Here is a 26,248-nt window from a genome sequence, read left to right as displayed (position 1 = left end):
TGCTCCCTCTGGACTGGCAGAGATGCTCTTGAGCCGGCAGCCCACCTACGTGCAAATCACAATAGGTCACGCAGGCTGGGGGTTCGTGCTGGTCGCCCGCGGCAGGGCCTGCATTCCAGGAGTCTTTTGCTGCTGCTCAGGATGATGCACGGGTAGTCGGGGCCGAGCTTACCCAGCGCCCGCGAAATCTTGAATGAGAAGTCCAATTCGGAAAAACCACAGCCTACGCATAGCGCAGGAGCATCGCGGCAGATGAGAGACAGGGATCAGGGCGGAGGCTTTTTCTGCAGCCGGCTAAGGCTGCTTACGCGGGCGGAGCGAAGCGGCCGTGGCGCAGTGCCACGCCGGGCAAAATGATCAAATTGAGCACAGTGGAAGTCAGCAATCCGCCCAGGATAATAATCGCCATCGGCCCCTCGATCTCCCGGCCGGGCGTTTCGCTGCCCAAGGCTAGGGGCAACACTCCCAAAGCCGTTACCGTGGCGGTTATTACGATGGGCAGCAGCCGCTCGGAGGCCGCGCGCAGGACGGTGGCGCGGTTCCAGGGCTGGCCATCGACGGACACCAGGTGCTGAAAATGAGAGACCATCATGATCGAATTGCGCATCGTGATTCCGAACAGCGTCACGAAGCCGACGATCGAGCCTAGCGACAGATAACCTCCTCCAAGCCACGCCGCTAGCACCCCTCCGACCAATGCGAACGGTACGTTGATCAAAACCAATGCTAGGTTCGCAAGATTGCCGAACGCCAAGTAGAGCAGGACAAGGATCAGCGCGGCGGCCAGCGTGGAGCTGACCACCATCTGGCGCAGCGCGTCTGAGCGGGCTTGCGCGGCTCCCCCGAATTCAAAATAAGTGCCTGCCGGCAGCCGCAGGGAGGCCAGCTTGCGCCGGGCCTGGGCCACGAAGGAGTCCAGCGCGCGCCCGGCCACGTTGCAGGTGACGATCTGCTCGCGCCGGCCGCCGTCGTGCAAAATGGCGTAGTGGCCAGCTTCCAGAGAGATCGAAGTAAGTTCGCGCAGCGCCACCACCTCGCCCTCGGGCGAGCGCAGGAGCAAATCGCCCAGCGCCTCGGGATCCAGCCGCTGGTTGGGATCGAGGATGACGGTAACATCGTAGATCCGATTGCCGTCGTAGGTCTGAGCCGCCACCTCGCCTTGGTAGCCAGTGCGGATAGCGGAGAGAACATCGAGCGGCGAGAAGCCGAACTGAATCAGCCGGTGAGGTTTCAGGCGCACCACCAGCTCGGGCATTCCGCCTGGGGCGGCGACCTGCACGTCAACTCCGCCGCGGATGGTGCGCAGCAGGCGAGCGGTTTGGTCGGCCACGTTGTCAAGTGCATTGAGGTCGTGGCCGAAGATCTCCACCACCACGTCGGCGCTCTGGCCGGAGAGGGTCTCTTCGATGCGCTCGGTCAAATAGGAATTGAGGCTGAAGGCGTACCCTGGAAAGCCGCCCAGAATCTGACGCACGCGCTCCTGCGCTTCATCGAGGTCCTCGCCATGGTGAGGGGCCAGGGCGACGTCAAATTCGTTTTCCTGCGGCCCGGAAGTATCGTCGCCCAGCACCGCGCGACCGTTGCGCTGGGCTACGCTGCTGACATCGGGATCACTTAATAGGGCGCGCGTGACCCGCCCGCCCATCCGCATCGACTCGGCGATCGAGGTGCCTGGAACCCCCACCATGTGCACGATAAAGCTGCTCTCCTGGAGTTCGGGCAAAAAGCTGCCGCCCAGCAACGGCAAGGTGGCGGCGGCAGCCAGGCAAAGCGCGGTGGTGGCCATGGTCAGCGCGCGCGAATGATCCAGTGCCGCTTCGAGAAGACGGCGATGGACACGGGTCAGCCAAGCCACGAATCGGGTGCGAGCGCCGGTTCCGGCCCGCGGCCCCAGCGCCGCGCACAGGGCTGGGGTCAAGGTCAGGGCTATGGCTAGCGAGGCCATGATCGCCAACACATAGGCGGTCGCCAGCGGTGCGAACAGCTTGCCCTGCACGCCACCCATCGCCATCACCGGAAAGAACACCAGGGCCACCACGAAGGTGGCATATACCACCGCGCCGCGAACCTCCAGCGAGGCATCCAGGATCACCCCCAACAGGGGGCGCCGAGCGTCGGCGGCGGGGGTTTCGCGTAGGCGGCGGAAGATGTTTTCGACGTCAATGATGGCGTCATCGACCACCTCGCCTATCGCGATGGCAAGCCCGCCCAGCGTGATGGTATTGAGGGTGGCGCCAGTTTGGCGCAGCGCGATGACCGCGATTAGCAGGGAGAGCGGGATGGCGCTGAGCGAGATGACGGCGGCGCGCAGATCGTAAAGCAACAGGATCAATACGATCGCCACCAGCGCCGCACCGACCAGCAGCGAGGTTTCGACGTTGCGCACAGCGATGTGCAGAAAATCGGTGGCGCGAAACAGTTTGGGGAACAATTTGACACCGTGGGCCGTGAGCACTGGTGCCAAGTCGCGCAGAGCGGCCTGCGTGCGGCGGGTTACTTCCAAGGTGTTGGCACCGTATTGGCTAGAGAGGACCAAAATCACGCCTGGTTTGCCGAAAATCGCGGCGTCCCCGGTAAGTGGCCGCGCTGCCCAGCGCACGCGGGCGAGATCGCGCAGGCGCACGCTGATGCCCTGGCGGGTCGCCACCACTGCTTCGCCCAGTTGCGCCGGAGTCAAAGCTTGCCCCTGGGTGCGAATTACAATCCTTTGGTTGTCGTTTTCAAAAAAGCCCGCGCCTTCAACTCCGGTGGCGCGCCGAGTGGCCGCCAACACCTGCTCGATACCCAGCCCGTAGGCCAACAAGCGGTGCGGCTTGACCTGGACCTGGAGCTCGCGGACCCCGCCGCCGTAGATCGCGATCTTGGCCACCCCTGGTACCGCCAGCAGCCGCGGCCGGATGGTCCAATAAGCGAAGCTCCACAGATCGGTGGCTGCCATCCGGTGAGAGCTCAGCCCCAAGGTAAGAAAGGTGCTGGTGGCCGAGGTAAGCGGCGCCAAGGTGGGCGCGCCGACCCCTGCGGGCATTTCACCTGCGATCGCGCTCAAACGCTCGCTGACCATCTGGCGATCGCGAAAAATGTCGCTATTTTGGTGAAACACGGTGGTAACCGCCGACAACCCCTGGATCGATTGGGAGCGGATGCTGGCGGCGTCGTTCATTCCTAGCAACCGATTCTCGATCGGCTGCGTGACCAGCGCTTCCACCTGCTCGGCAGCCAACCCTGGAGCCTCGGTTTGGATTACCACTTGGGGCGGAGCGAATTCCGGGAATATTCCCAGGCTGGCGCTGACGGCGCAATAAATTCCATAGCCGAAAGTCAGGCAGGCCAGCGCGATTACGATCCCGCGAAAGCGCAACGAAAAGCTGACTATCCCTCGCAGCATTGCCTGCGCTCGTCAGTCTTGGATGCGGATCTGATCCTTGAGTTCAGCCGACAGCAGCACCTGCGCCCCAGCTCGCACGATGCGGGTGCCGGGGGGCAGATCGGTCACGAAATAACCCTGCTCGGTAATTTGTGCCACGCGGATCGGCCGGCGGGTAAAACGGCCCACGTCCAGGGCCTGATAGACCCAGCTTCGGCCGGCGTATCTGACTATCGCCGAGCGGGCGACCATCACGCCGTGTACGAGCGCGCCAGCGGCGGTTGGAATACGAGCGAAGATCGCGCTACCCGCAGGAATCTCGATGCCGTCGGCGGCCAGCAATATCAGCAGGGTTTGCCCGGGCATCCCGCGTGCTATCGAGGGTGCGTAATAAACCGCGCGGGCCACAATTGGTTGGTCTTCGTATCCCGCTACCGATACGCTGGCACTATCGGAAGTGCTGGCAACCGGCGCGCCCATCGGCACGGTGACCCGCGCCAGTGCCTCGCGGCGATCGACCAAGGCGCTAATCAGGCGCAGACGAGCCTTCCCACTCAGGCGGGCAATCTCGCTACCCCAGCCATTGCGCAATTGCTGCTGGAGTAGCTGGCAGCGGCTGCGGTCGGAGAAATATTGGACTTGCGCGCTCTGCAGATCGCGTAAGGAGGCATTGTTGTTCTCCTGATAAAGCCGGCGGGTGCGCTCGTATTGCGCCCGCGCGGCTCGTAGTTGCGCGCGTGCCGCGGCAAGCTCGCTGTCCAGCGCGGCCAACGGCTCCGGGTCGAGCACCTGCCCGTAGGCTTCAACCTCGATCCGCCGTATGAGGGGCGGGACGGTGGCGGTTATGATGCCGGCTGCTTTCTGTGCGCTGGGAGTCAGCGCGATGATTACCCGCCCCGCGCGATCGCGCGAAAGATGCACGGCGCTGGAGACGATCGTTTCGTCTTCATCGTCTTCATCGGCGCTCGCGGCGATCACTTTAAGTGCCAGCGCCAATGCCAAAAGCACGGCAATCAGCGCAATACTTCGCCGGATCATAGGGCTTGTTCGGTGACTTGGCGCCGGGGCAAAGTGAAGGCCCTCTGCGCGCCGCTCTCCAGCGGCCGTTGCATCGCATCCTCCAAAGCGCCCAAAGCGCTTTGAGCGCCTTGCAAGGCGCTCAGCTCGGCTTGGCGGGCTTGGATGGTGTCGAGTTCGGCGCTGGCCAGAGTCAGGTTGTCGAGGTCACCCAGCGCCTGCGCCCGCTCTATCCCGGCCAAGCGTCGCTGAGCGAAGGTGGCGGCCTGGGTGGCCCGGTTCAGCACTTCAAGCGCGCCACGATAGTCGATCAGTGCGCTGTTGGCGCGTGCGATAACTTGCGCCTGGGCCGCGACAAAAAGGGTTGCGGCCTGCGCCCGCCGAGCCCGGGCTTGGGCGATCGGTCCCTGATTTTGATTCATCAGCGGCAGAGTGATGACTGGCAGCAGCTCGAAGATGTTTTCATTCCCCTCCCAGGAGTAGCCGCCTCCCAGATTGACGTTTGGGTACTGGCGGGCAATCTCCAGCTTCAGCGCGGCGTCGTCGGCGGCGTATTGGGTCAGCAGACGGCGCAGCTGCAGGGAGTTTTGAAGCGCCAGGCGGCGCACACGCGCCGCGTCGAGCGCGATGGCGTGAGGGGGATGGTTAAAGCCGGGCCATGCCAAGTTCAGCCCGCGCAAAGCCTGCGCCGGGACGCCTATCGCTGCCGCCAGTTGGTTGCGTGCAGCGGGAATGCGGGCTTGCGCCTGGGCGACTTTGAGCTGGGCGTTGGCCAGGTTGGTTAAAGCAAGATCAACCGCAGGCGCGGCGATTTCGCCCGCCGCTGCCCGCTGTTGTATCAGGCGCGCGATTTGAACCGAGGCGGCCTGGTAGGCTCGCGCCAGATCCAAGTTGCGTTGTGAGATCAGTTCGGCTACCAGGGCCGAGCGCACCGCTTGGCGCACGCTCCAAGCCGCTTCGCCCACCCCCAGCGCGGCACCCTCGGCCAGCGCGCGTGCCCGAGCCAGGCGATAATCCCGCTTGCCGGCGGTCTCGATCGGGAAATCCAGCTCGGCCGCGCCGATCGCCCAGGGTGTAAAGGCGGGCGCCAGGGTCGCTCCGTATTGGGGGCCCAGCCCGATGCTGGGATTAGGCCGCTGGCCCGCCGTGATTATGCCAGCTGTGGCAACCGCCAAGTTGGCCTGCGCCAGGGCTAAAGTCGGGCTGTAGAAAAACCCCGCCAAGCTCAACCTGGTTAAATCCCAGTGCGATGGCGGACATGTGGCGTCACCCGGTGGGTTGGTAATATTGGTCTGCAGATAGCGGCACAGTTGCGGATTGCTCAAACTGCGCTGTGCCAAGTGGCGCGCACTCTGCGCCGGTTGCAGCGGGGCCGGCTGATAGCTGGCGCAGGCCCATAAACCGCAGGCGAGCAGAAAAGCCAGGTCAACCAGGTGCGATCGCATGGATTGCGGTCTCGTTGGCGCTCAGGCCGTGATCGCGAACAGCGCGTGCAACAGCGGCTCGCCGAAGATGGCGCCCAGAGTCAGGGCTGCGATCAGCAGGCCGCTCAATGCCATCGCCGGTATCCACTTGCGAAACCCAGGGGTTGTGGGCCACGCCGGTAACGGGAGCAATAGGCGCTGCACGCGCTGCTTGAGGCTGGCGGCCTCGCCGCTCAAGGCGGCTTGGCGATGGCTGCCGGCGCCCGCCAAGCGCGCACAGGCGACTATCACTTCGGCTAAGTCGCTGCCCTCCACTCCCGCCGCGCGAGCCTCCTCGTCGCGCGCCACTTCCAGTGCGTCCAGCCAGGCCTGCAGACGCCGGCGCGCCGGCGGCCAGGGCCATTGCAGGTCGGTGGCCAGTTGCGCCAGCCAGATGCGCAACGGATCACGATGGCGGGCGTGGGCACGCTCATGTTCCAGCGCGGCGCGGAGCTGGCGATCCGATAGCTGGCGGGCCAGATAGGGTGAAAACATAACCCGGGGCCGTACCAGACCGAAGGTTGCGGTGGTGAAATCATCCTGCGCGCAGAGAAGCGCACCGAGCGCGCGCAGCCCCGCCCGAAGCGCCAGCGCGGCGCAGGGTAGGCTCAGCGCGATTAGCCAGACCGAGACCTTCTCGGGCACTGGATCGCGTTCGCTCAAGGCCCACCCGCACAGCGCGGCGACCATTACCAGCGCGGGGCCCACCGGGACCCAGATCCGCCGCCAAGCGATTCGCTCCAGGGCCCGCGCGCTGGCCGTGCGCGCATCCGCGGCTGGCCACCATCCGCAGGCCAACATGGTTAGACCGCCCAAAAGAATGATCAGCATGGTCAGACAGGACTCACGTTCCATCTTGTGACCTCCGACGAGCGGCGATAATTGCCGCCAACTCATCGACTAGATTGGGATCGAGGGCTTCTACCGCGTCGACTAGACTGGCCACTGCCAAGCGCGGGCTAGGACCCAGCAGGCGGGTCAAGAAATTACGCGCGCGCGCGGCTTCGACTTGGGCACGAGCGGCGCGGGGACGGTAAATGAAGGCCGTGCCCTTGCGCTCGCGATCGATCAATCCCTTGATGTGAAGCCGATCCAGCACCTTGGCGGTGGTGGTGTACACCAAGCCCTGCGGCTCGCCTACCTGGGCGTGAAGATCACGCACCGAAGCGCTGCCCAATTCCCACAGCTTGGTTAAAATGGCGTACTCGAGGTCGCCGCCAGGCAGACGGAAGCTTCGACTTTTCATGGCTTGGTTATATGATACGACAAGTGTCGTAGTATGCAACTTGTTTTATGAGGCTGTGGCCTTGAACGTGCGCTGGTCGTGCAACCAGCCGGTCAAGAAGGGGATGCGCCTGGTACCTACGCGGGCTATTCTCGATCGGAGGTGCGGCTTTAAGGCGGGCAAAACTGCGTCATCAACTTCGAAGATTGGAGCTGGAGGATTATGAGTAAGATGCTGCTGCGCCTATGCCTACTGGCTCTGGCGGTCACCGTAGTCAGCCCGCTTGTCTGGGCGCAACCGACACCATCGGCGCAAGGTGCGGGCACCCTGCCCAACGACGTGCTGAATCCATTAATCGGCGAGCCGCAGCGCCATTTCGATCAGGCTTCGACGCTGTTTACGCGGGGTGACAACAGTGGGGCGGCGGCCGAGATTCGCGCGGCCGCAGCCTTGTTGCGCTTGGAATCACGGCGCGAGGGCTCCGTTCACAGCGGCCAATTGAGCACCGCCGCCGGTAATTTGGAACAGCTCGCCTCTCAAGTCGCCGCCGGTGACATCGCTTCGCGCGGCCAGCTCGATCTCGCTTTTGCCCGCGCCGATTTGGCCCTGGCAGGCCATTATCGCGAGTTGGCCGACCGCGCGCTGACCCGTCAACAACACGCCAGCGCAGGACGATGGTTGAAAGCGGCCAGTGACTATGTCGATGACGCCACGCATTGGAGTGGCCAACAGCCGCCGACAGCGCAGGCCCAGGCCGAGGATCAGATCCACGCGCTGGAGGCCAAGATTCGCAGTGGGGCCAACTGGAGCGCCAGCGAAGCCAAGAAAGGGGTGGGTTATCTCGGCGCGCAAATCCAGTATCTGGGCTCTCAGATGCAGCAGTTCGGCGCTCAGCCCGGCAGTACACCGTGAGCTTGATAGCGGCCTGCGGCGTAACCAGCATCGAGGGCGTTAGGGACGTGGAGGGACGTCGCCGGCGAGGGGTGACGCGGCGCCGATGAAGTTGTTTGGCAAGCGCCTGGGCCGTGCCAATGGCCGCCTTTGCCCTGTAGGTGCCGCTGCCGCTTCGGCCCGCGAATATCTGTTGATCAAATCGCGCCTGGTGATGGGCAGCGAAGAGGGAAGCGATATCGTGGTGCGCGACATCAGCGTGTCGCGCCACCATGCAATGCTTAGCTACCGTCTGGGCCGGCATACCGTAACCGATCTCGGTTCGACCAACGGCACCTTCGTCAACAATCGGCGCGTAACGGGAGCCACAACCGTGGGGCCGGGCGACGAATTGAGGCTGGGCACGGTCAGCTTCATTTTGGCCAATCCGCCCACGGCGACTGCGCCACGCGGCTTTTCGCCCTCCCGCGTGGTGGCAGTGACGGCGACCGTGCTGGCGTTTGCCGCAGGCTTCGCGCTCTCCCGCGCGCTAGATCGGCTGGGCGCGCCCGGCCGGGCAATCAGCCAGGCGCCAGGTTCGACCCAGAGCGTCCCGTCCGCTTCGACGCCACAGGTCGCTGCCAACAATCCCCCCGCTCCTGCGCCGCTCAGCGCGGCAACGAGCGCGCAGGCCTCACCCGAGCCCTCCAGCGCGGCGAACAATTCCAAATCTCCGCTGAGCGGTTTGGAAGGGTTAGTGGGCGATAAGCTGGGCGCCATCGCAGGGCTGGCCTCCCTGGTTCCCGGCTCGGGCAAGATGGCTGGCCATCAGGCGCCCGCCTTCACCCTGACGCAGCTGAGTGGCGGCACCACGTCGCTGGCCGCGCTGCAGGGCAAGACGGTCCTGCTCAATCTGTGGTCAATCCAGTGCGCGGATTGTCGCAAGGAGATGCCCACTTTGGAAAAACTCTCTCAGTTGGTGCGCACTCACCCCGATTTTCAGATTCTCGCAGTCGACGAGAAGGACTCGCCGGCGGCCGTTGCCAATTTCGTCAAGCAGCAGGGCTACGATTTTCCGGTTGCGCTTGATCCGCAAGGTCAGCTCAGCGCCAGCTATGGAAACGGAGCCGCTCTTCCCAGCACTTTGATCATCAGTCCCAAGGGCGTGATCTGGTGGGATTTCCAAGGAGCGTTGGATTGGTCCAATCCGCTGATGCAAATGGCGCTTAAGCGGTTTTTATAAACTGCCACCAGAGCCCCGGGAGCCGTCGCGAACCGCCGCCATTTGCACGCGAGCGAGGGCGTGGGCTATGGGTATTGCCAAGTCCAGCCCAGGCGTGAGGTCGATGGCCGCTCACATTCCCACCCCCGCCGAAATGATTGCGCGGGCTCAGTCGCTGGTAGGTAGGTTGCGCGAACGGTCGCAGCGATGCGAGGAATTGCGCCGCTGCCCTGAGGAGACGATCGACGATTTCGCCGCTAGCGGCATCCTGGCGATTTGCCGGCCAGCGCGCTTCGGCGGCTACGAACTGGGGTGGGATGTGGTCTGCCAGGTCGGTCAGACCCTGGCCCGCGGTTGCGCCGCGCAAGCCTGGGTTGCCAATATCTTCAGCGATCATAACCAATTGCTGGCCTCCTTCGATCCGCGCGCCCAGGAGGACGTTTGGGGTGCCAATCCCAACGCGCGCATTTGCGCCAGTATCGAGCCCGCGGGCCAAGCCCGACCGGTACCCGGTGGGGTGATTTTTTCCGGCCGCCATCGCTACCTGAGCGGGATCGATCACGCCACTTGGGCAATTTGCGGCGGTTTCCTGCGCGTCGACGGCCAACCCCCGCAGCGCTGCTTTTTCCTGCTGCCCAGGGCCGCGGGCACGCTGATTGACGATTGGCAGGTGGTCGGGCTTTCCGGCACTGGCAGCAAGAGCCTGGAGCTCAAGGATGTCTTCGTGCCTGCTCATCGGGTGGTGGACGCCGATGCGGCCGACAGCGGCGCTTCGCCGGCGCTCGATTCCCACAGCGCGGCCGTCTTCCGCATGCCGCGGATGCCGATCGTGGCCACCGGTTTCGCCGCGCTAGCGGTGGGGGTTGGCGACGCGATGCTGGAGCAATATCAGAAGGTGATGCAAACGCCGCGCAGCAGTTCCACTGGCTTTGCCATGCCCCATATGGGCACTGAGATGACGGCCGGAGTCGCGGCGGCGGAGCTGACCGCTGCGGGGCTGGCATACCTGAACCCCCTGCGCGCGGCGCTGGAACCCGTGGAAAGGGGCGAGATGCCTTCAACCGATCAGCGCTTGCGGGTGCGGGTCAATTCGGCCTTCGCGGTGCAATTGGCGCTGGCGGCCGCGCAGCGACTGTTTAATGGCGCTGGCGGCCGGGTATTGTTCAGCAACAATCCGATGCAGCGTCAGATGCGCGATCTTTACGCGATCGCAGCTCATCGTGCGCTCAATTGGGATGCCGCGACAGCCGCCTACGGCAGCCATCTTTTGGCCACTGCGTCGGAAAAAACTTCCTGACTGGATAGCCCTGGAGTCATCTCACAGCGTGCAGAGTCCAGCTAGGCGCAGTCTTAATCTAGCGTCAGGTGGGAACGGCGGCGGCGCCCTCTTCCAACGCCGGCATCGATTGTCCGGCCGGGTAGCGATACGGCCCCAGCGGTGCAAACAGGGCGATGGCGACCAGCAGGGCGGCCTGGAACCAGACAAAAGCCGGCCCGTAGGAGTGGTACCAGTTGTAGGAGTGAGTGGCCAAAAAGGGACCCACCCCGTTGGCGCCGGCAAAAAATCCGAACATTACGCCGTAGATGGTGCCGTAGGCCTTGAGGCCAAAGTAGCGAGTAACCAGAAAAGCCATCAGGTTGACCTCGGCGCCCACCGCCAGGCCGCACAGCAGGGTGCCCACGATCGGCACCAATCCGCCGCTGCCGCGGCCGAGCAGCGCGATGCCGGCGATGGGGAAGAGATAGAAGCAGATCGAGACGTAAGGGCCGAAGAATCGGTCCAGGCACCAGCCCGAGATCACCCGGCCGGCGATCAGTGCTAATCCCGCCACCCCCAGGATCGAGGCCGCGGCTTGCATACTCATCCCTCGATCGGTGAGTAGCGGCACCAGTTGCGAGAGGGTCCCGTTGATGGCCGCCACGCCCAGAAAAAAGGCCACCGTCAAAGCCCAAAAGCGCCAGGAATGCAGGATGGCGTCGCGGGCGCTGACTCCAGGCAGGTCGGGGCTTCGGCGCTTGGCCGCGCGGGCGGTGCCGTAGGCGGCGGGTTCGCGCACGAAGATCGCCACCGGAACCCAGGCGATCAGCAGCATGCAGACTCCCAGCCATACAAAGGCCTCGCGCCAGCCATAATGGCTAATCAATAGGGCGGTCAGTTGAGGGACTACTGCCGCGCCCACGCCTACTCCGCCCATCGCAACTCCTAGGGCTAGGCCGCGTTCATGATCGAACCATTTGGAGACTACCGCGGCGTAGGGTACCGGGGACTGTGCGCCGCCGAAAACCCCCGATAGGGCGAATAGTAGATAAATCATCGCGGCCGAAGAGGTCATCAGCGAATATGAGGCCACGCCCATCGCATACAGTGCGATCCCCGGCATAAGCACTCGGCGCGGTCCAAAGCGGTCGACCAAGGCGCCGACCACCGGATTGGCCAGGGTACCGACCGCAGTGGTAATCAGCAGCGCCGATCCCAGCAACCCGCGGCTAATCCCCAACGCCTGCGAGACTGGTTTGAGGAAGACGCCAAAGGCGAAGATGTTGATTGGACCGGCGCTGACGATCAGCCCAAACGCCGAGGCGACGACCACCCACCAGCGATTGGCAAAGATGCCATAGTCCTCCCCTGCCGCGCGGCCCGCGCGGCTCATAAGTGCAGCACGCGCTCCGCGTTGAGATGGGCCACCTTCTCCAGGTCGGCCGAGCTAATCGGCAGTTGGCGCAACCAGTCGGTCCCGGCGCGATTGGATTCGTAGGGCCAATCGACCGAAAACATGATGTTGTCGGCTCCCAGCGCCAGCAAAGTGCAGACAAAGGCGGGAGTGAAAAAGTTGCCGCTGGTGGTGACCAGCAGATTGTCGCGCAGATATTGTGCCGGCCGTTTTTTCAACCCCCGTCGCTTGGCCTGGAAGCGGGTGTGGTCGTCGAAGCGATGGAGCCAAAAGGGCAATCCTTCGCCGAGGTGGCCCAGAATGATTTTAAGCTCGGGGAAGCGGTCAAACAGGCCAGCGGAAATCAAGCGCATGAAATGGGTGCAGGTGTCCATCGCAAAGCCCCAGGCGGCCAGGGCCAATTCGTCGTAGCCGGCGAAGTAGGTCTTCATCACGGTAGGATGGGGGAATGTCGGATGGAGATAGATCGGTACCCCATGAGCCTGAGCGCACTCGAAGATCGGCCAGAACTTCTGGTCATCGAGATACTCACCGCGCGCGTGGCCGTTGATCATCGCGCCTTTGAAACCCAGGCGGCTGACCGCGCGCTCCAATTCCTTGGCCGCGGCCTGTGGCTCGGCGGTGGGCAGCGCGGCGAAGGCTGCCAGCCGCGTGGGATGAGCGCTGACCGCGGCGGCCATCCGATCGTTGGCGTCTGTCGCCATCGCGATCGCGGTGTCGGCGGCAAAGCCTTGGCAGCCGGGCACCGTTAGCGACATCACCTGTAGATCGATACCCGCGGCATCCATCGCGGCTATCCGTTTTGCTCCCAACTCGTCGAGTTCGGCGAAAATGTCGATTCCGAACTCGGCTCCGCGCTCTTCTAGGCTGCTGGTACGTTGGCCGCGCGGCGGTAACATTTGATTGTGCATCGGCGTGCTGATGTGATCTTCGAGGGTTACAATCCTCACGCGCGGTCCCTCCTGGCGGCGGCTTTGGTTAGCTGCGATTAGGATTTTGCGCTATCGCGCAGAACGCTACTGCGAGTGCGATAAAAATGCCAGCATTGGCGTCCTGATCCTCACAGGGCGCGTGAACCGCGGAGAGGAAGTGGCTGAGTGAGCGCATTGTAGCGCGACCCCGAGCGCGGTATCGTGACCCTGTGGGCAAGAGCGTCGGCACACGTATTAGTCCGCTAGGCCCTGGAGTGTGGGAAACCGATGGTTAGCGTCCGGCAATCCACCCTACCGATGCTGTTTATCTCACATGGAGCCGCCGCCGAGGCACTAGCTGAAGATCCCTTTATCGACGCCTTGCACCAAGTAGGGCGTAGCATTCCCACCCCAGCCGCTATCGTGGTTATTTCGGGCCATTGGTGGGAGCCCGGCCCGAGCCAGCTCACCGCAAGTTTGAAACCCCCGACCATTCACGACTTCTCGGGCTATCCGCCACCCTTTTACCGCCTGCGCTATCCTGCGCCAGGCGATCCTGCGCTCGCCGCCCGTATCGCGGCCTTGCTGGAGGCGGGAGGCGAAGCCGCGGGGATCGAGCCCGAGCGCGGGTTGGATCACGGGGCCTGGATTCCGCTGCGCGCGCTCTATCCCAACGCCGATATTCCGGTGCTTCAGCTGTCGATTCCGGCCGGCCGCGACCCGCGCCAATTGGCCCGTATCGGCAGGCTGCTGGAGCCGTTGCGCGGGCAAGGGGTGCTCTTAATCGGGAGCGGGGGCAGCGCCCACAATCTCTTTCTGCGCCGGCGGGAAAAAGAAGTGCCGCCGATGGCCTGGGCGGAGCAATTCGATCGCTGGTTGGCCGACCGCCTGCTTGCTGCGGATAGTGAGGCTATTTTGGACTTCCAGCGGCGGGCGCCTCACGCGGCCTTGGCGGTGCCGACCCCCGACCATTTTGATCCCTTGTTCTACATCCTGGGCGCAATGGCCCCCGGGGAGCGGGTAAGCAGGCTTTACGAGGGGATTTTCTATGGCTGCCTGTCCAATCAGACCTTTCTCTTCGAGCCGCCGCCGTCCGCTAGGTGACCTCGTTGCCTGAGCCGTAGACCCGCCGGCTGGGGTTTTCAGTGAAAATTAAATCTGACAAGCTACCAGCCGCGTATCTCAGCCGAACAAGCGGTGGCCGATCCAATCCAGTCCGAGCTGTCCGATCATGAGTTGATCGGCAAAATCGCGGCGCGCGACACCGCAGCGCTGCGGACGCTCAACGCACGCTACGCCAGGATGCTCACCGCGCTGGCTTGGCGGTTTTTGCGCAGCGAAGAAGATGCCGAGGAGATCGCGGCCGATGTCTTGTGGCAGGTCTGGCGTGAAGCGGGTAATTTCAACCCCAGCCGCGGTACGCCGGCGGTGTGGCTGATTACCATCGCGCGCAGCCGCTGTTTGGACCGCTTGCGCGCGATCAAGGCGCGTTCCAAGACCATGGCGGCCGACGATCCCGAGCCCGTACCTGAGCCGGCCGCGCAACTCGAGCGCGGCCGGCGCTCCCAAGTAGTGCGCACCGTCCTGGCGGGCTTGCAGCGTAGTGAGCGCGACACCTTGGAACTGGCCTACTTTTCCGAGCTTTCGCAAACCGAGATTGCCGCCCGACTGGGAGTTCCGCTAGGCACCGTCAAGACCCGAATTCGCAGTGCTCTGACCAGGATGCGTCAGGCACTGGCGGGGCGGGACGTGTAGCATGGAGCATCAGGATTACAAAGACCTGTTGCCGCTGGCCGCGGTCGACAAGCTGGAGCCACAAGAGGCGCGGGATCTAACCGAGCATCTGAGCGCCGGTTGCGCCGAATGCCAAGCCGAGTTGGACGCCTTGCGCGAGGCCGCCGCCGCAATGGCCTTCGCTCTCGATCCCGCGCAGCCAAGCGCCGAACAGCGGGTGTGGCGGCGTGTGGCCGCGCGCCTGGAGCCCCAGACTGCCGCTCCTCGGGTTGGCTTGGCGCGCCGAGCAGGTGTGACGCGCGGCTGGCGCTGGGTTAGCGCCGCATTGGCGGCTGGCTTGGTTGGAGTCGTGGTTTACGCCGGAGTTATCAGCCGACAGCTTGCACAAATGCGTGGGACTAGCCAACTTCAGAGCGCTCGCATGGCCCAGATGCGCTCGCAATTGGCGTCGGCGCGTGATGCAGTCGCCACGCTGCAACAGGTGCTGGGCGAGCGGGTCCGCATGGAGCAGGTGCTGACCGCGCCCGACCTGCAATTGACCCGCTTGCAGCCGCTTTCTCCCAACCGCGGCGGCGGGGCTCTAATCGCGGTTAGTCAGCGCAACCATGCGGCACTGATCCAGGCCTCGGGCTTACCCCGCACCCCGCCCGGAAAAGCCTACGAGGTATGGTGGATTACCCGCGAGCACGGGCCGCTGCCCGCCGGCCTGTTTCGGGTCGGGCAATCGGGCCCGGTAGTGGCGCCGGTGGCCATGCCGCCTTCAGATCAGCACGTGCTTTTGAGCGCGGTCACGCTGGAGCCCGCGGCTGGCGTCAGCAAACCCAGCGGTCAGATGTATCTCAAGGGCGCACCCACCTAACAGCGCCCTGAATGGCGCGGCGACCTTCGCTGCTAGACGGGGTACTTTCCCCAAGGCTGCACCGGCCTGTCGCGCCACATCTGTCGATTGTTCTACTACATCCGCTACATACAAGGCTGCTGGAAGACCCTGGGTTTCCGCCGGCGCCATCAGACGGGGCCGCGGAAATGTCAAAAATAAGTCTTATCCGGCAATCCGTTTCTTCTTCCGCTCCGTATCTTGGCCATCACTAACCCGGGAGGGAGAAGATCAATGAGGCTTCGAGATGGCATCTTCAGCGCTGCGCTGGCGAGTCTTTTAGCGGTGGCACTGGCGGCCTGCAGCGGTTCGGACTCGGCGAGGGCCCAGGCGGTACCCACCGCAACCCCGGCTAGCCTGGCAGCCAACCAAACCCTCGGCTTCGGCGCGGGTCAAGTGCTCACTTTCACCTATACCATGAATTATGACTGCGTGGACGAACCCACCGACGACCTCAACTTCAACGGCATCCTGGCCCAGTCCGATCCGGGCGAATTTCAGACCCAGATCTGCCAGGCGGCGATTCAACCCACGATCGATCCCAGCGGCGCTTCAACCACCCAAACTGAACCCATTTACGTCTTAATTCCGATGTTCTCAGTGGATAACGATCAGAATCCGGCCGACGCCATGGCGTGTCCCCCTGGGGTTCGCTCCACGACTCTATGCGGCTCGGCCTTGGGCAGCACTCTGATCAAACTGTTCGGCGCGATTCCCGAGGGGTTCAAGACCAAGCCGCTGGTCTATACCCAATGCCCGACCCCAGGCGAAGCGCCAGGCACCTGCACGATGCATTCCTCGACCGTGGATCTGGGGCCTGCCCTGGTCGCGTTGGGCAAGCTCCCTGCTCCGGCCACCAATGTGTTCGTGCCCACTCCCAATCATAGCCACGTAATCGACAACACCGAGCTGAACGACCCGGCAATCTGGTGGGAAGTCAAACCGGTTCTGGTGACCTCGCCCAACGAGTGGCCGCCGGCCGACGGCAGCACTGGAATCACCTCGACCGAGGAGTTGGACGCGGCGGAAAAAGCGGGCAGCGCAATCGAGGTACCGTCCAATTTCTTCCTGTTCTTCTCTTCCAAGACGATGGCAGGTATGTAGCTCGCCTGCGCAAGTTGCGGGCAGGCGCAGGCGAAGGGGGGAAGGGCGACCCGCACCCGTCGCCAGCGGGCGCCTGCCCGTAACCATTCAACTGAGCAATCTTTTCAGCTGAGCAATCTTTCTGTCCGATTAAAGCCTGGGTAGCGGGCGCCAGTTAAAGCAGGTTGCTTTGGATGATATCGACGCCGCGCAGCCGATCGACGACATAAATCAGCCCGCGATCGTCGATCGTCACGTCATTGGCGCAGACCCGGTCGCATCCCGGCTGCAGGTCGGGCAGATAATGGCCGACCTCGTGCGGCGTGTAGGGATCGGAGATATCCATCAGGCGCAGTCCCTGGGCGAACCAGGCAAACGGGATGACGTCGCCCGCCAGCCGCTCGGTAGGCTGATGGCAGCCCGTCATATCGGGCTGTGGTGAGCCGTCGCGATCTACGCCCGGGACATGAATCGAGCTTATCGGGAAAGGTTGGCTCTCGTGGGTAATATCGAACACCCAGGCGAAAGAAGGGGCAGCCGGCCGCAGCTTGAGCACATCCTCGTTGGCCACCACCGCGACGCGGCGTCCTTTGAGCGGATGGGGTATGGGCAGCACGGTATGGGTGGGCCAGGGGAAGGCCGGCTCGACGTTGAACTGCCCGACCATGCGCGGTCGGCTCATGTCCTCGATGTCCAGGATAAACAGGCCGTGATGCCAATAGCTAACATACAGCCGGTTATCCAGCCGCAGCGGATGATGGCAGCGCGGCGGCACGCCATCGCCCCACGGATATTGTTCGCCCCCGGCTTTCCATTGGCCCGGAATCCACCACCGGCCTACTTCCAAAGGTCGGCTGGGGTCGGCCAGGTCAAGGATCATCATGATATTGCCGATATAGCCTTCGACCGTGGGCGAGATATAGGCGTAGCGGCCGTCGAACGAGTAGCGGTGGACCCCGCCGCCCTCGGTCTTCCATTTGGTGATAAGTTTGGGTGCGCCCGGGCGGCTGACGTCATAGATCCCCAGCCCGCCCCCGAACTCGGGGTTGGCTTTGCCGGCCCGCTCGTGGTTGACCACCATCACGCCGCCTTCGGCGCGCACCTTGTGCGAATGCCAGCCCTCGGGAATCTCTACCGTGGCCAGCAAGCGTGGCCTAGCAGGATCGGAGACATCGACGATGGAGGTGCCATGGGGACTGCTCATGTGTCCGATATACATGGTTGTGCCGTCCAGCCAGACCTGGCCACCACCCGGGCAATCGAAATGCCCCACCAAGCGACAGTTAGTGCTGTCAGCCATCGCCAAACCTCCTTGCACGTGCGTCGCCGGATCAAGCCGGTGAGTAGAGTTTCTTCATAGCACGGGAGCTTGACTGCGTGGGAGCGGGAAAGCGGCCGAATTAGGGTTCGATGGAGAGCCCGGCGGCTGTAGTTTCTGCGAAAGTTCCTTTTCTCTTGGCCTTTTGCGAAAGGCCAGATATCACGCCCTGAAATTGGGGCTGGTCGGGTGAGCAACTGAGTGTGGGCGTTGCACTTTGGCAACCAGCGTGCGGTCCTCGCGCCAAATCTCGCGGCAAATTCTTCCCAATAGCGGCGGTATAAAATTTGCGTCGTGCCCGGGTGCGCTGTTCCCCCAGACAGCGCCATCCCCCAAGCGGAATGGCTGGGCTGCCGCTGCTGACGGTATCCCCCAAACCGGCAGCGCCAAGGGCGCGCGGCCCAGCCATTTCGCGCTCACTCTCGCTCAACCGTGATTCGCTGACCACGCTCCCGCGCCGCGAAATGCCTCGGGTCGAAACGAACAAGGCAAAGCCGCGCGAGCACGATTGAAACCCGGCAGAATTGCCCGATAAAAAGCGTTGCCGAGCAAATTGAGGATTGCTTGCTAAGTATTGCTGTGGGGCCGGCCGATGGGACCCGACGGGCTGGTCTCAGTGGCTACTTGGCCTTGGTGATTGGAAAGATTATCGATGCTCAAGTCGGCGTCGCTCAAATACAACCGATATGGCACCGGCGCTGCGCGATCGAAATAGGCGACATCGCTATGCCTGAGCCAACCAGGCGTTGGTTCATAGTGCGCTGCAGGTAGCTGGTCGGGATATGTCGGCGACAAAAGACCCGCCAAAAATCGCCAACAAAACCACCGCCATCGCAGTGCTCCAAAGCAGCGTGCGCGGAAGCTCGCATAGTGCAGCCCATTCGCGCTGGCGCCACGAACTCCCGCGACTCCTTAACTGGTTGTTCATTACAATTCTTGCGACCACGTCTCCTAACTCTCATGGTAGCGCGGCAAGCGGGCGGCGGTGCGGCGAAAGCTATCTCAATGAGTCACTGTGGCAGAACGAGGGCGCGGCTGCACATTACTTCTGGCGCTCAAAGCGTTGAGATACGTGCCGTCTGCTAAAAAAGCGTAGTCAAGCGCTGAGGGCGGGAGCCGCCGTGTCCCAACCTTCGCGAGGCAAGGCCGGGCTCGCCCTTAGGTGCCAAGCGGTGCGCGACTCCTCAAAATCTCGCTTAACCTGGCACAAAGATTCGCGAGACGACTAGAAGATGCGGCGCGACCAGCACAAATGACGTACACGATCGCACCACTCGCAATCGCCAGCCAAATGTAAATGCCCCTCAATGACCGCCACCAGACCGTCACGGGGCTGAACTTGTTGGCCATGCGGAAAGTGACGGGCCTGTAGTTTGTCGCCATTATAGCACGCCATTAGATAACGATCGGGCTCGAAGCCTGCCAATTCGCCGGAATACATCGAAGGCCTCCTCTTTCTCACGCTGGTCCAATCCGGTCGCCTTTTACACTGCCCCGAGCGACCCCATTAATACCGCTCAACAAAGGCTAATATAGCTAACTCCGGCGTCTACTAACTGTCAAGGGTAACTATGCACGCCTAATGCATGGCATGATGGCTCCGTGCGTGGGGCGGCTTATTGGCGGTTGGGATCGGCGGGCGCGAGGCTGCTGCCCAGGGCAAGTTCCGTACTGCGCGCAGCGAAAGCCTCACGCAGCAGGGCCATTGCGGATTGCGCCATGACTTGGCGGGCGGCCGCCTGACTGAAACGATGGACCACACGCAGATTCTCCCACGACGGCCAACAGCAAACTGTGTGCAGCGCGGCGATCAGCTCTTTTCGCTTGGCGGGCAGCAGGCGGTAGATCTCTGGGGTCACGACCTCGGCAATAGCGCCGATGGTGTCGCGGCGGGCACGACGCAGCGAGGCCGCGACGAGAGGCATGGAATACTCCAGGACACAGCCGGCACGGCGAAAGGGCGTCATCGCTTCCAACATGCGAGTATGGCGCTCGACGAAGGCTAAAAAGCGTGCGCCCAGTGGCAGCGAGTAATCGATCGGCTGGGCCATCATGCGCTGGGATTCGGTCAGCAGTTGCTGGATGACGGCTTTGCGCAGGGAGTTGGCGTCGTGAAAGTGCTTAAAGAGGACCCGGAGTGAAAGCCCGGCCCGCCGCGCCACCTCGACCGTAGTGGGCAAGGGAATGCCCTCGCGCATCAGATCTGTATGTGCGGCGATAATTTGAGCTTTGATCTGTTCTCGAATGCGCTTTCCGCGCAGCGTCCGTCCGTCCATCGAAAACCGCGTGCGGCGACCTGTAGATCGCATCGCCTGGTTCGAGCCTTTGACTTTAGCTCAGGGCAGGATTGTTACAAACACCGGATGGGCTAGGCCGGTGGAAGCGCCCGTTAGCACCGCGCTGGGGGCGATCGCGCCGTTGCCCCTGACCGGATAGCTGGTGATGCTCGTTAAATTCACCACGTATATGGAACCGGCTCCCACGGCCACTCCCACCGGCTGGTTCAGGCCGCTGCCCGTACCATAAATGGTTTGCGAGGGGGCCAAGTTGCCGTTGATGCCCACCGGGTACACGTTAAGGGTGAAACCCAACTGGTTGGTCACGTACAGATTGCCGCCGGCCAGGGCCAGCCCGGCGGGGCCATTAAGACCGGTATTGCTGCCAGCGATCGCGCTGGCGGGAGCCACGTTGCCGGAGCTGTTGGCTGGAAAAATATCCACCGCGCCGCCGTTGGTATTGCCCACGTAGAGGTTACCGCTGGCGTCGATCGCGATCCCGGTGGGGAAGTTAAGCCCGGTGGAGGAGCCGGCGATCAGGGTGCTGGGCGCGATATTGCCATTGGCACCAACCGGAAAGGTCGCGACGCTGTTATTACCGGCGTTGACGACATAAATCGTGCCGTTGGCAACCGCCAGACCCATCGGTTGATCCAGCCCAGTGTTGTTGCCGCTGATCACGCTCATCGGAGCGGTGTTGTTATTACTGGCGGGAGGGTAGACCGTGATCGATGCGGCCGCGCTGGCGCCGCCCAGGTTGGCCACGTACAGCCGCCCGCTGGAGTCGAAGGCCAGCCCGGTAGGTCCATTGAGTTGAGTAGAATTGCCGGCCAGAATGGCGCTAGGAGCGACATTGCCACTGGCGCCCGCCGCATAGAATGTGACGCTGTTGGCGCTTTGGTTGCTCACCGCCAGCGCCGAGCCCAACGCACTGGTGCTACTTCCGCTACCGCATCCCGCCAACCATCCCAAGGCCAGGAGCAACAACCCCAGCCGACATGCCCAAAAAAAGCGTATTGAGTTTTCCATCGGCGATAGCCGCTTAACCTAGCAGCCGGGAACAGCCGCGAGCAACCTGAGGGCGCCCAACGCGCGTGAGCGCGATCGGCCAACTCCACGGGTGCGGCTTTTGTCGGCTGGACGTCTGTCGTACTATCCTACCGTGGGGTCGGGGCCTGGATTTTTGCTGAGGTCAAAAAACGCCGAGGTGCAAAAATGGAATCGCCCGCAGGTCATCCTCCGATGGGAGAGCACGACTGGCACTCAGCCGAGTATGTAGCTGAATGGATCGCGCGTGACGTCACGCGCGACGATGAGCGGCGGCCGTTGCTGGCACGAATGCTAGCGCTGGCTCCTTTCCCGACCGATGCAGCCCTGGAAGTGCTGGACGTTGGGGCCGGGTATGGCTTGGTCACCGAGGAGGTTTGCCGCCGTTTTCCCCACGCGCGGGTGACGCTGCAGGATTACTCCGCGCCGATGTTCGAGCAGGCACGCGCCCGCCTTACCGCTCATGCCGCTAAAATCCGCTACGTGCTGGCGGACTTGACTGACCCCGCCTGGAGTTCCCGGGTGGGTGGTCCCTTCGACCTAGTCGTCTCCGGGCTGGCCATTCACAATCTGCGGGCGCCGGCCGCGATGAGTGCGGTCTATCGCGCGATTCATGGAGTTCTCAAGCCCGGCGGACTGTTTCTGGATTACGACTTGGCGGGCTTGGCTCCAGGGGGTATCGACGCCCATCTGCAATGGCTGGAGCAGGCGGGCTTTCGACACTGTGAGGCACCTTGGCGACACGACCAGTCGCCAGCCGCAATCCTGGTCGCCAGCAAATAGCTGGAGACGCGGTGCGAGCCGCTGGGCCCGCACCGGTCCCATTTCAATCGAATTTGCCAATGCGCCGGCCAGACTTTGTGCCCTGCCCGCTCAGCGCAGGCCAAGGCCATAAACGCAAGCCAGTAGTCCGAGCGAACTGGGCTTCTCGTTGCGGCTCAGTCGGCGCTATTGAGCAAGGAGGACCAGCGCGCCAGTGGTGGCGCGGCTCTCCAGCGCACGATGGGCCTCGGCAGCCTGGGCCAGGGGATAGCGCGCGGTGATGGGAACCGAGAAGATCTTGCGCCGCAGCGCGTCGAAGACCGCTTCCACGGCGGTGTCGAGCTCCGCGCGCGTGGCGATCCAGGCCGGTAGCGTGGGACGTGTGACGATTAGCGCTTTGCGGTGCAGGCGTTGCAGGGGCAAGGGCTCGACTTGGCCTGAGGCAGTGCCGTAGTTGATTGCCATTGCGCGCGGCCGCAGGCATCGCAGCGAACCGGCGAAAGTGTCGCGCCCCACGCTGTCGTAAACCACGTCCACCCCTTTACCGCCGGTCAGATCCATCACCCGCTCGACAAAGTCTTCTTGGGTATAGACGATGGGATGGTCGCAGCCCAGGCCGCGGATCAATTCGGCCTTGGCCAGCGTGCTGACGGTGCCGATCACCGTGGCACCCAGATATTTCCCCCATTGGCAAAGGATCATCCCGACTCCGCCCGCCGCGGCGTGGACCAGGATGGTGTCGCCGGGCTGGACGCGGTAGAGCCGCCGCAAAAGGTATTCGGCGGTCAAGCCGCGCACCATCGCTGCCGCCACAGTTTCGTCGTCGAGGTCGGGCGGGGGTTTGACCAGTCGATCGGCCGCGATTACCCGCTCGCTTGCGTACGATCCGATCGGCCCCGGATAGGCCACCCGGTCGCCTTCTTTAAATCCGCTCACGCCGGGGCCCAGCGCGATCACCACACCGCCACCTTGGATTCCCGGGATGAGAGGCAGGGGCGGAGAGTCTTCTTCACCGAACTGACCGGTGCGCTGATAGATGTCGGCGAAGTTGACCCCGATTACGGTATGGCGCACGACGACCTCGCCCGCCGCCGGGGGGCGCAGTTCCAACTCGTGGTATTGCAGGACTTCAGGCCCGCCGTGGCGCTGTACGACGATTGCGGTGGCCAAAATTCGCTCCCTGGGATGCAGCCTGGTCAGGCCAGGAGTGCGTGGGCCAATTCGCCCGGGGCAATACGCAGCCCCAGATAGAAGGTTCCAAACGCGGCGTAAGCGGCGCTGGCGCTGTCAAAGCGCATCTCGTAGATAAGCTTTTTGAAGACCAGGGGGTCGTCGGCGAAAAGATCGACGCCCCATTCCCAATCATCCAGGCCGATCGATCCGGAAATTATCTGAGTTACCTGACCCGCGTACTTGCGCCCGATAAGCCCGTGGTCGTGCATCAGTTCCTGGCGTCGCGCGATGGGCAATTCGTACCAATTGCGTTGCTCGCCCCGGCGCTTGTCCATTGGATAAAAGCACAGGTAGCGGCGCTGGGGGATGGGGGGCGACAACCGCCCGGCCATCAATTCGCGCAAGCGCGCGCGCTCGGCGCTCACCCGCTCGCTCCATGGCGGACTGCCGGGGGCGATCCCCTCCCGCGCCAGGGCTTGGTAGAGCTTGAGTGAAGCTTCGTACAGCCCGAGTTCCACTACCGATAGGTAAGAGCCGGCGTATTCGCACAGATCCGCCAGCGCCAGCCCCTGCCATTGGCGCTCGGCCTCCTGGAGGGCCGCGAAATCAGGGCGGAAATGGACCAGCATCAGATCGCCCTTGTGGCCGAGCAGGGAAAACAGGGCACTGGAGCCGGAGGCGGTTTGTGCCAACAGGGTTTCGGCTTGGGCGCATGCTTGGCGACGGATCTGGGGATCAAGCCTTTTCCAGGCCGCCCAGTTAACCCGCACCATCTGATGCAAAATCGCTGCCCCGTCCAGGGTCAGCGGCTCGGGTGGCAGCGCTGTTTGCGCACCGCCTGGGGCTGTTTTGGCTTCGCTCATATCAGTGCGCTGCCTGCGTCGGTTGAGCCCGCGACGAAAGCAAGTTGCCTTAATTAGCGGTTGTCGGGTACGACCACGAAGACCGCGGCCGCCACCACCGTGGTCCACAGACCGTCACGATCGCCGATCGCGGATTGGGTAACGTTGCGGGTGGTGACGATTTTGTCCGACATCCGCCAAATATCCTTGCGCTCGTCGTAACCCACGTTGGGATCGAAGTCCACACCCAGAATCGTGGCCAGCATCGAGGCCGCCAGATCCTCGGCATAGTCGCCCGCCTTCTGCTCGGTTTCGCCGTAGCTGTGATGCTCAGACAAGTAGCCGTACTGGGAGGGATTGGCGGGAATCGCCAGCCCGACCGAGGCCGCCATCAACCGGTGGGGTTCGTTAGTCGCGTTGTCGTGCATCACCGTATACACGATCTGGCCGGGGGTGAGGTACTTCAGCCCTTCTTGTTGCGGGATGAGCCGGCAGTTGGGCGGAAAGATCGAGCTGACCCGCACCAGGTTGTACTCGGCAATGCCGGCGGCGCGCAACGCTAACTCAAAGGAAGTGAGCTTCTCGCGGTGCTTGCCCACGCCTCTGGTCAGAAAGACTGCGTTGCCGACTGGCCCCATGCTGGTTCTTCTCCCCTTGCGATTGAATTCTATGATGAATGCGAGGGCGCGCTCTCGCAATAGAGGAGCGGATTAAAACTCCCGCCCCGGACGATATTCGCCAAATACCGCGCGCAAAGCGTCGGCGATTTCACCCACCGTGGCCAGCGCGCGCACCGCCTCCAGAATCGCGGGCAGCAGATTGTCGCCCGCCCGGGCGGCGCGCTCGACTCCAGCCAACGCGCGCGCGGTCGCGACGCGGTCGCGCCCGGCGCGCAACTGCGCCAAGCGCTCATGCTGTTTTTGCTCCAACTCGGGATCGACGCGCAGGACCTCGATCGGCACTTCCTCGTGACTGCGATACCGGTTGACTCCGACCACGACGCGCTGACCGCTTTCGATCTCGCGCTGGTAGCGATAGGCCGCGTTTTGAATCTCGCGCTGCAGGTATCCTTGCTCGATTGCCGCCACCGCGCCACCCAGCTCGTCGATTCGCGCAAGGTAGTGCAATGCCTGGGCTTCCAAATCGCTCGTAAGCCGCTCCACGAAATAGGAGCCGGCCAGCGGATCGACGGTGCTATCGACCCCGCTCTCGTGCGCGATTACCTGTTGGGTGCGCAGGGCGAGCAGGGCCGAGGCCTCAGTCGGCAGCGCCAGCGCCTCGTCCTTGGCGTTGGTGTGCAGCGATTGCGTTCCGCCCAAAACCGCGGCCAGCGCTTGCAGGGTCACCCGCACCACGTTGTTGTCGACCTGGTGAGCGGCCAGCGTCATGCCAGCGGTCTGGGCATGAAAGCGTAAGGCCATCGAATGAGCCAGGCGGGCGCCAAAACGCTGCCGCATGATTTGGGCCCACATCCGGCGCGCGGCGCGAAATTTGGCGATCTCCTCGAAGAAATTATTGTGGACGTTGAAAAAGAACGACAGGCGCGGCGCGAAGCTATCCACAGCCAGCCCCGCCGCTAGCGCTGCTTCAACGTAGGCGATGGCGTTGGCCAGAGTGAAGGCCAACTCCTGGGCCGCGGTCGAGCCAGCCTCGCGGATATGGTAGCCGGAAATCGAAATGGGGTTCCAATTGGGCACCTCGCGGCTGGTGAAGCCGAAAATATCGGTAATCAGCCGCATCGAGGGGCGCGGAGGATAGATATAGGTGCCCCGCGCGACATATTCCTTGAGGATGTCATTCTGAATCGTGCCGTTGAGCTTGCTCCATGCCACCCCGCGCCGCTGCGCCACCACCAGGTAGAGAGCCAGCAGGACGGCGGCGGTCGCGTTAATCGTCATCGAGGTCGAGATCCGGTCCAGCGGCAGTCCCTCCAGCAGCTGCTCCATGTCGGGCAGCGCACTGATCGCCACTCCGACCCGGCCCACTTCGCCCTGGGCCAGCGGATGGTCGGCGTCACGGCCCATCTGAGTGGGTAGATCGAAGGCGACCGATAGGCCGGTCTGTCCCTGCTCGAAGAGGAAACGGTAACGGCGATTGGCCTCCTCGGCGGTGCCGTAGCCGGCATACTGGCGCATCGTCCACAGCCGCCCGCGATACATCGTGGGCTGAACTCCGCGGGTGAACGGGTATTGGCCGGGAAACCCGAGGTCGCGCAGGTAGTCGAACTCGCTCAGATCGGTCGGGTCGTACAGCCGATGCACCTCCAGGTCCGAGCTGGTGGTGAAGCGTTCGCGTCGCTCGCCGCTGCGCGCTAGGGCCGGCTCCAGCACTTGCTCCTGCCAGCGGCGGCGCGCCTGTGCCAACTCCTTTTCTTCCGCCATCGCCGACCTCA

The 26,248-nt window shown here is 63.3% G+C and carries 23 protein-coding genes; 8 read left to right on the top strand and 15 right to left on the bottom strand.

Annotation, left to right across the window (positions count from 1 at the left end; all coding sequences use genetic code 11):
- Window positions 1-304: 304 nt before the first annotated feature.
- From VKV28_01365 to VKV28_01345, 5 genes are read right to left on the bottom strand one after another with little or no spacing between them, the layout of a single operon-like run.
- Complete coding sequence (locus VKV28_01365; GenBank protein ID HLH75430.1) at window positions 305-3,385, bottom strand: efflux RND transporter permease subunit; 3,081 nt, start codon at window positions 3,383-3,385, stop codon at window positions 305-307.
- Between the two features lie 12 nt (window positions 3,386-3,397).
- Window positions 3,398-4,402 carry a hypothetical protein gene (locus VKV28_01360; protein HLH75429.1) on the bottom strand — a complete coding sequence of 335 codons (1,005 nt, stop codon included), beginning with the start codon at window positions 4,400-4,402 and terminating at the stop codon, window positions 3,398-3,400.
- The gene (locus VKV28_01355; protein HLH75428.1) at window positions 4,399-5,826 is read right to left on the bottom strand and encodes a TolC family protein; all 1,428 of its coding nucleotides are present in this window, start codon (window positions 5,824-5,826) and stop codon (window positions 4,399-4,401) included. The genes VKV28_01360 and VKV28_01355 overlap by 4 nt, the downstream gene beginning before the upstream one ends.
- A 21-nt stretch (window positions 5,827-5,847) precedes the next feature.
- Window positions 5,848-6,699: a M56 family metallopeptidase gene (locus tag VKV28_01350; protein ID HLH75427.1), complete on the bottom strand. Its 852-nt coding sequence runs from the start codon at window positions 6,697-6,699 to the stop codon at window positions 5,848-5,850.
- A complete protein-coding gene (locus tag VKV28_01345; GenBank protein HLH75426.1) occupies window positions 6,689-7,090 on the bottom strand; it encodes a BlaI/MecI/CopY family transcriptional regulator in 402 nt (133 codons plus the stop codon). The genes VKV28_01350 and VKV28_01345 overlap by 11 nt, the downstream gene beginning before the upstream one ends.
- Window positions 7,091-7,291: 201 nt before the next feature.
- On the opposite strand from VKV28_01345, the gene VKV28_01340 reads away from it, so the two are divergent.
- The 3 genes from VKV28_01340 (at window position 7,292) to VKV28_01330 (ending at window position 10,458) form a co-directional block, all read left to right on the top strand.
- Entirely contained in the window at window positions 7,292-7,981 is a 690-nt protein-coding gene (locus tag VKV28_01340; GenBank protein HLH75425.1) for a hypothetical protein, read from the top strand.
- Window positions 7,982-8,066: 85 nt separating this feature from the next.
- Window positions 8,067-9,182 (top strand): redoxin domain-containing protein, encoded by a 1,116-nt coding sequence (locus VKV28_01335; GenBank protein ID HLH75424.1) that lies wholly within the window; start codon window positions 8,067-8,069, stop codon window positions 9,180-9,182.
- A gap of 103 nt (window positions 9,183-9,285) precedes the next feature.
- Complete coding sequence (locus VKV28_01330) at window positions 9,286-10,458, top strand: hypothetical protein (protein HLH75423.1); 1,173 nt, start codon at window positions 9,286-9,288, stop codon at window positions 10,456-10,458.
- Between the two features lie 64 nt (window positions 10,459-10,522).
- Here the strand turns inward: VKV28_01330 and VKV28_01325 are convergent, their stop codons facing one another.
- Both VKV28_01325 and VKV28_01320 read right to left on the bottom strand, forming a co-directional pair.
- The gene (locus VKV28_01325) at window positions 10,523-11,812 is read right to left on the bottom strand and encodes an MFS transporter (GenBank protein HLH75422.1); all 1,290 of its coding nucleotides are present in this window, start codon (window positions 11,810-11,812) and stop codon (window positions 10,523-10,525) included.
- Window positions 11,809-12,783, bottom strand: a complete 975-nt coding sequence (locus VKV28_01320) for an amidohydrolase family protein (protein HLH75421.1) — start codon at window positions 12,781-12,783, stop codon at window positions 11,809-11,811. The genes VKV28_01325 and VKV28_01320 overlap by 4 nt, the downstream gene beginning before the upstream one ends.
- Before the next feature lie 249 nt (window positions 12,784-13,032).
- Here VKV28_01320 and VKV28_01315 point away from each other — a divergent pair, with 249 nt between their 5' ends.
- The 4 genes from VKV28_01315 to VKV28_01300 all read left to right on the top strand — a co-directional run bounded on the left by VKV28_01315 (window position 13,033) and on the right by VKV28_01300 (window position 16,459).
- Window positions 13,033-13,848 (top strand): class III extradiol ring-cleavage dioxygenase, encoded by an 816-nt coding sequence (locus VKV28_01315; GenBank protein HLH75420.1) that lies wholly within the window; start codon window positions 13,033-13,035, stop codon window positions 13,846-13,848.
- A 93-nt stretch (window positions 13,849-13,941) separates the two neighbouring features.
- Complete coding sequence (locus VKV28_01310; GenBank protein ID HLH75419.1) at window positions 13,942-14,499, top strand: sigma-70 family RNA polymerase sigma factor; 558 nt, start codon at window positions 13,942-13,944, stop codon at window positions 14,497-14,499.
- 1 nt (window position 14,500) lies between these two features.
- Entirely contained in the window at window positions 14,501-15,337 is an 837-nt protein-coding gene (locus VKV28_01305) for an anti-sigma factor (GenBank protein HLH75418.1), read from the top strand.
- 252 nt (window positions 15,338-15,589) lie between these two features.
- The gene (locus tag VKV28_01300; GenBank protein ID HLH75417.1) at window positions 15,590-16,459 is read left to right on the top strand and encodes a hypothetical protein; all 870 of its coding nucleotides are present in this window, start codon (window positions 15,590-15,592) and stop codon (window positions 16,457-16,459) included.
- A 154-nt stretch (window positions 16,460-16,613) separates the two neighbouring features.
- Here VKV28_01300 and VKV28_01295 read toward each other — a convergent pair whose 3' ends face one another.
- The 4 genes from VKV28_01295 to VKV28_01280 all read right to left on the bottom strand — a co-directional run bounded on the left by VKV28_01295 (window position 16,614) and on the right by VKV28_01280 (window position 21,061).
- Window positions 16,614-17,738: a hypothetical protein gene (locus VKV28_01295; protein ID HLH75416.1), complete on the bottom strand. Its 1,125-nt coding sequence runs from the start codon at window positions 17,736-17,738 to the stop codon at window positions 16,614-16,616.
- A 1,243-nt stretch (window positions 17,739-18,981) separates the two neighbouring features.
- Window positions 18,982-19,197: a hypothetical protein gene (locus tag VKV28_01290; GenBank protein HLH75415.1), complete on the bottom strand. Its 216-nt coding sequence runs from the start codon at window positions 19,195-19,197 to the stop codon at window positions 18,982-18,984.
- A gap of 175 nt (window positions 19,198-19,372) precedes the next feature.
- Window positions 19,373-20,032 carry a TetR/AcrR family transcriptional regulator gene (locus tag VKV28_01285; protein ID HLH75414.1) on the bottom strand — a complete coding sequence of 220 codons (660 nt, stop codon included), beginning with the start codon at window positions 20,030-20,032 and terminating at the stop codon, window positions 19,373-19,375.
- A 60-nt stretch (window positions 20,033-20,092) separates the two neighbouring features.
- Window positions 20,093-21,061 carry an NHL repeat-containing protein gene (locus VKV28_01280; protein HLH75413.1) on the bottom strand — a complete coding sequence of 323 codons (969 nt, stop codon included), beginning with the start codon at window positions 21,059-21,061 and terminating at the stop codon, window positions 20,093-20,095.
- 186 nt (window positions 21,062-21,247) lie between these two features.
- Here VKV28_01280 and VKV28_01275 point away from each other — a divergent pair, with 186 nt between their 5' ends.
- Window positions 21,248-21,862, top strand: a complete 615-nt coding sequence (locus tag VKV28_01275; GenBank protein ID HLH75412.1) for a class I SAM-dependent methyltransferase — start codon at window positions 21,248-21,250, stop codon at window positions 21,860-21,862.
- Window positions 21,863-22,027: 165 nt separating this feature from the next.
- On the opposite strand, the gene VKV28_01270 is transcribed toward VKV28_01275, so the two are convergent.
- The 4 genes from VKV28_01270 to VKV28_01255 all read right to left on the bottom strand — a co-directional run bounded on the left by VKV28_01270 (window position 22,028) and on the right by VKV28_01255 (window position 26,237).
- Window positions 22,028-23,011, bottom strand: a complete 984-nt coding sequence (locus tag VKV28_01270; protein HLH75411.1) for a quinone oxidoreductase — start codon at window positions 23,009-23,011, stop codon at window positions 22,028-22,030.
- Window positions 23,012-23,037: 26 nt separating this feature from the next.
- Complete coding sequence (hemQ, locus tag VKV28_01265) at window positions 23,038-23,877, bottom strand: hydrogen peroxide-dependent heme synthase (GenBank protein ID HLH75410.1); 840 nt, start codon at window positions 23,875-23,877, stop codon at window positions 23,038-23,040.
- A gap of 53 nt (window positions 23,878-23,930) precedes the next feature.
- The gene (locus VKV28_01260) at window positions 23,931-24,494 is read right to left on the bottom strand and encodes an arginine decarboxylase, pyruvoyl-dependent (protein ID HLH75409.1); all 564 of its coding nucleotides are present in this window, start codon (window positions 24,492-24,494) and stop codon (window positions 23,931-23,933) included.
- Between the two features lie 72 nt (window positions 24,495-24,566).
- Window positions 24,567-26,237, bottom strand: coding sequence for a methylmalonyl-CoA mutase family protein (locus tag VKV28_01255; GenBank protein HLH75408.1), 1,671 nt, complete (start codon window positions 26,235-26,237; stop codon window positions 24,567-24,569).
- Window positions 26,238-26,248 lie beyond the last annotated feature (11 nt).

The organism is Candidatus Binataceae bacterium (assembly GCA_035294265.1).
Taxonomy (GTDB): Bacteria; Desulfobacterota; Binatia; order Binatales; family Binataceae; genus DATGLK01.
Note: the sequence above shows the minus strand (reverse complement) of the source record. Positions and strands in the feature narration are given on the sequence as shown.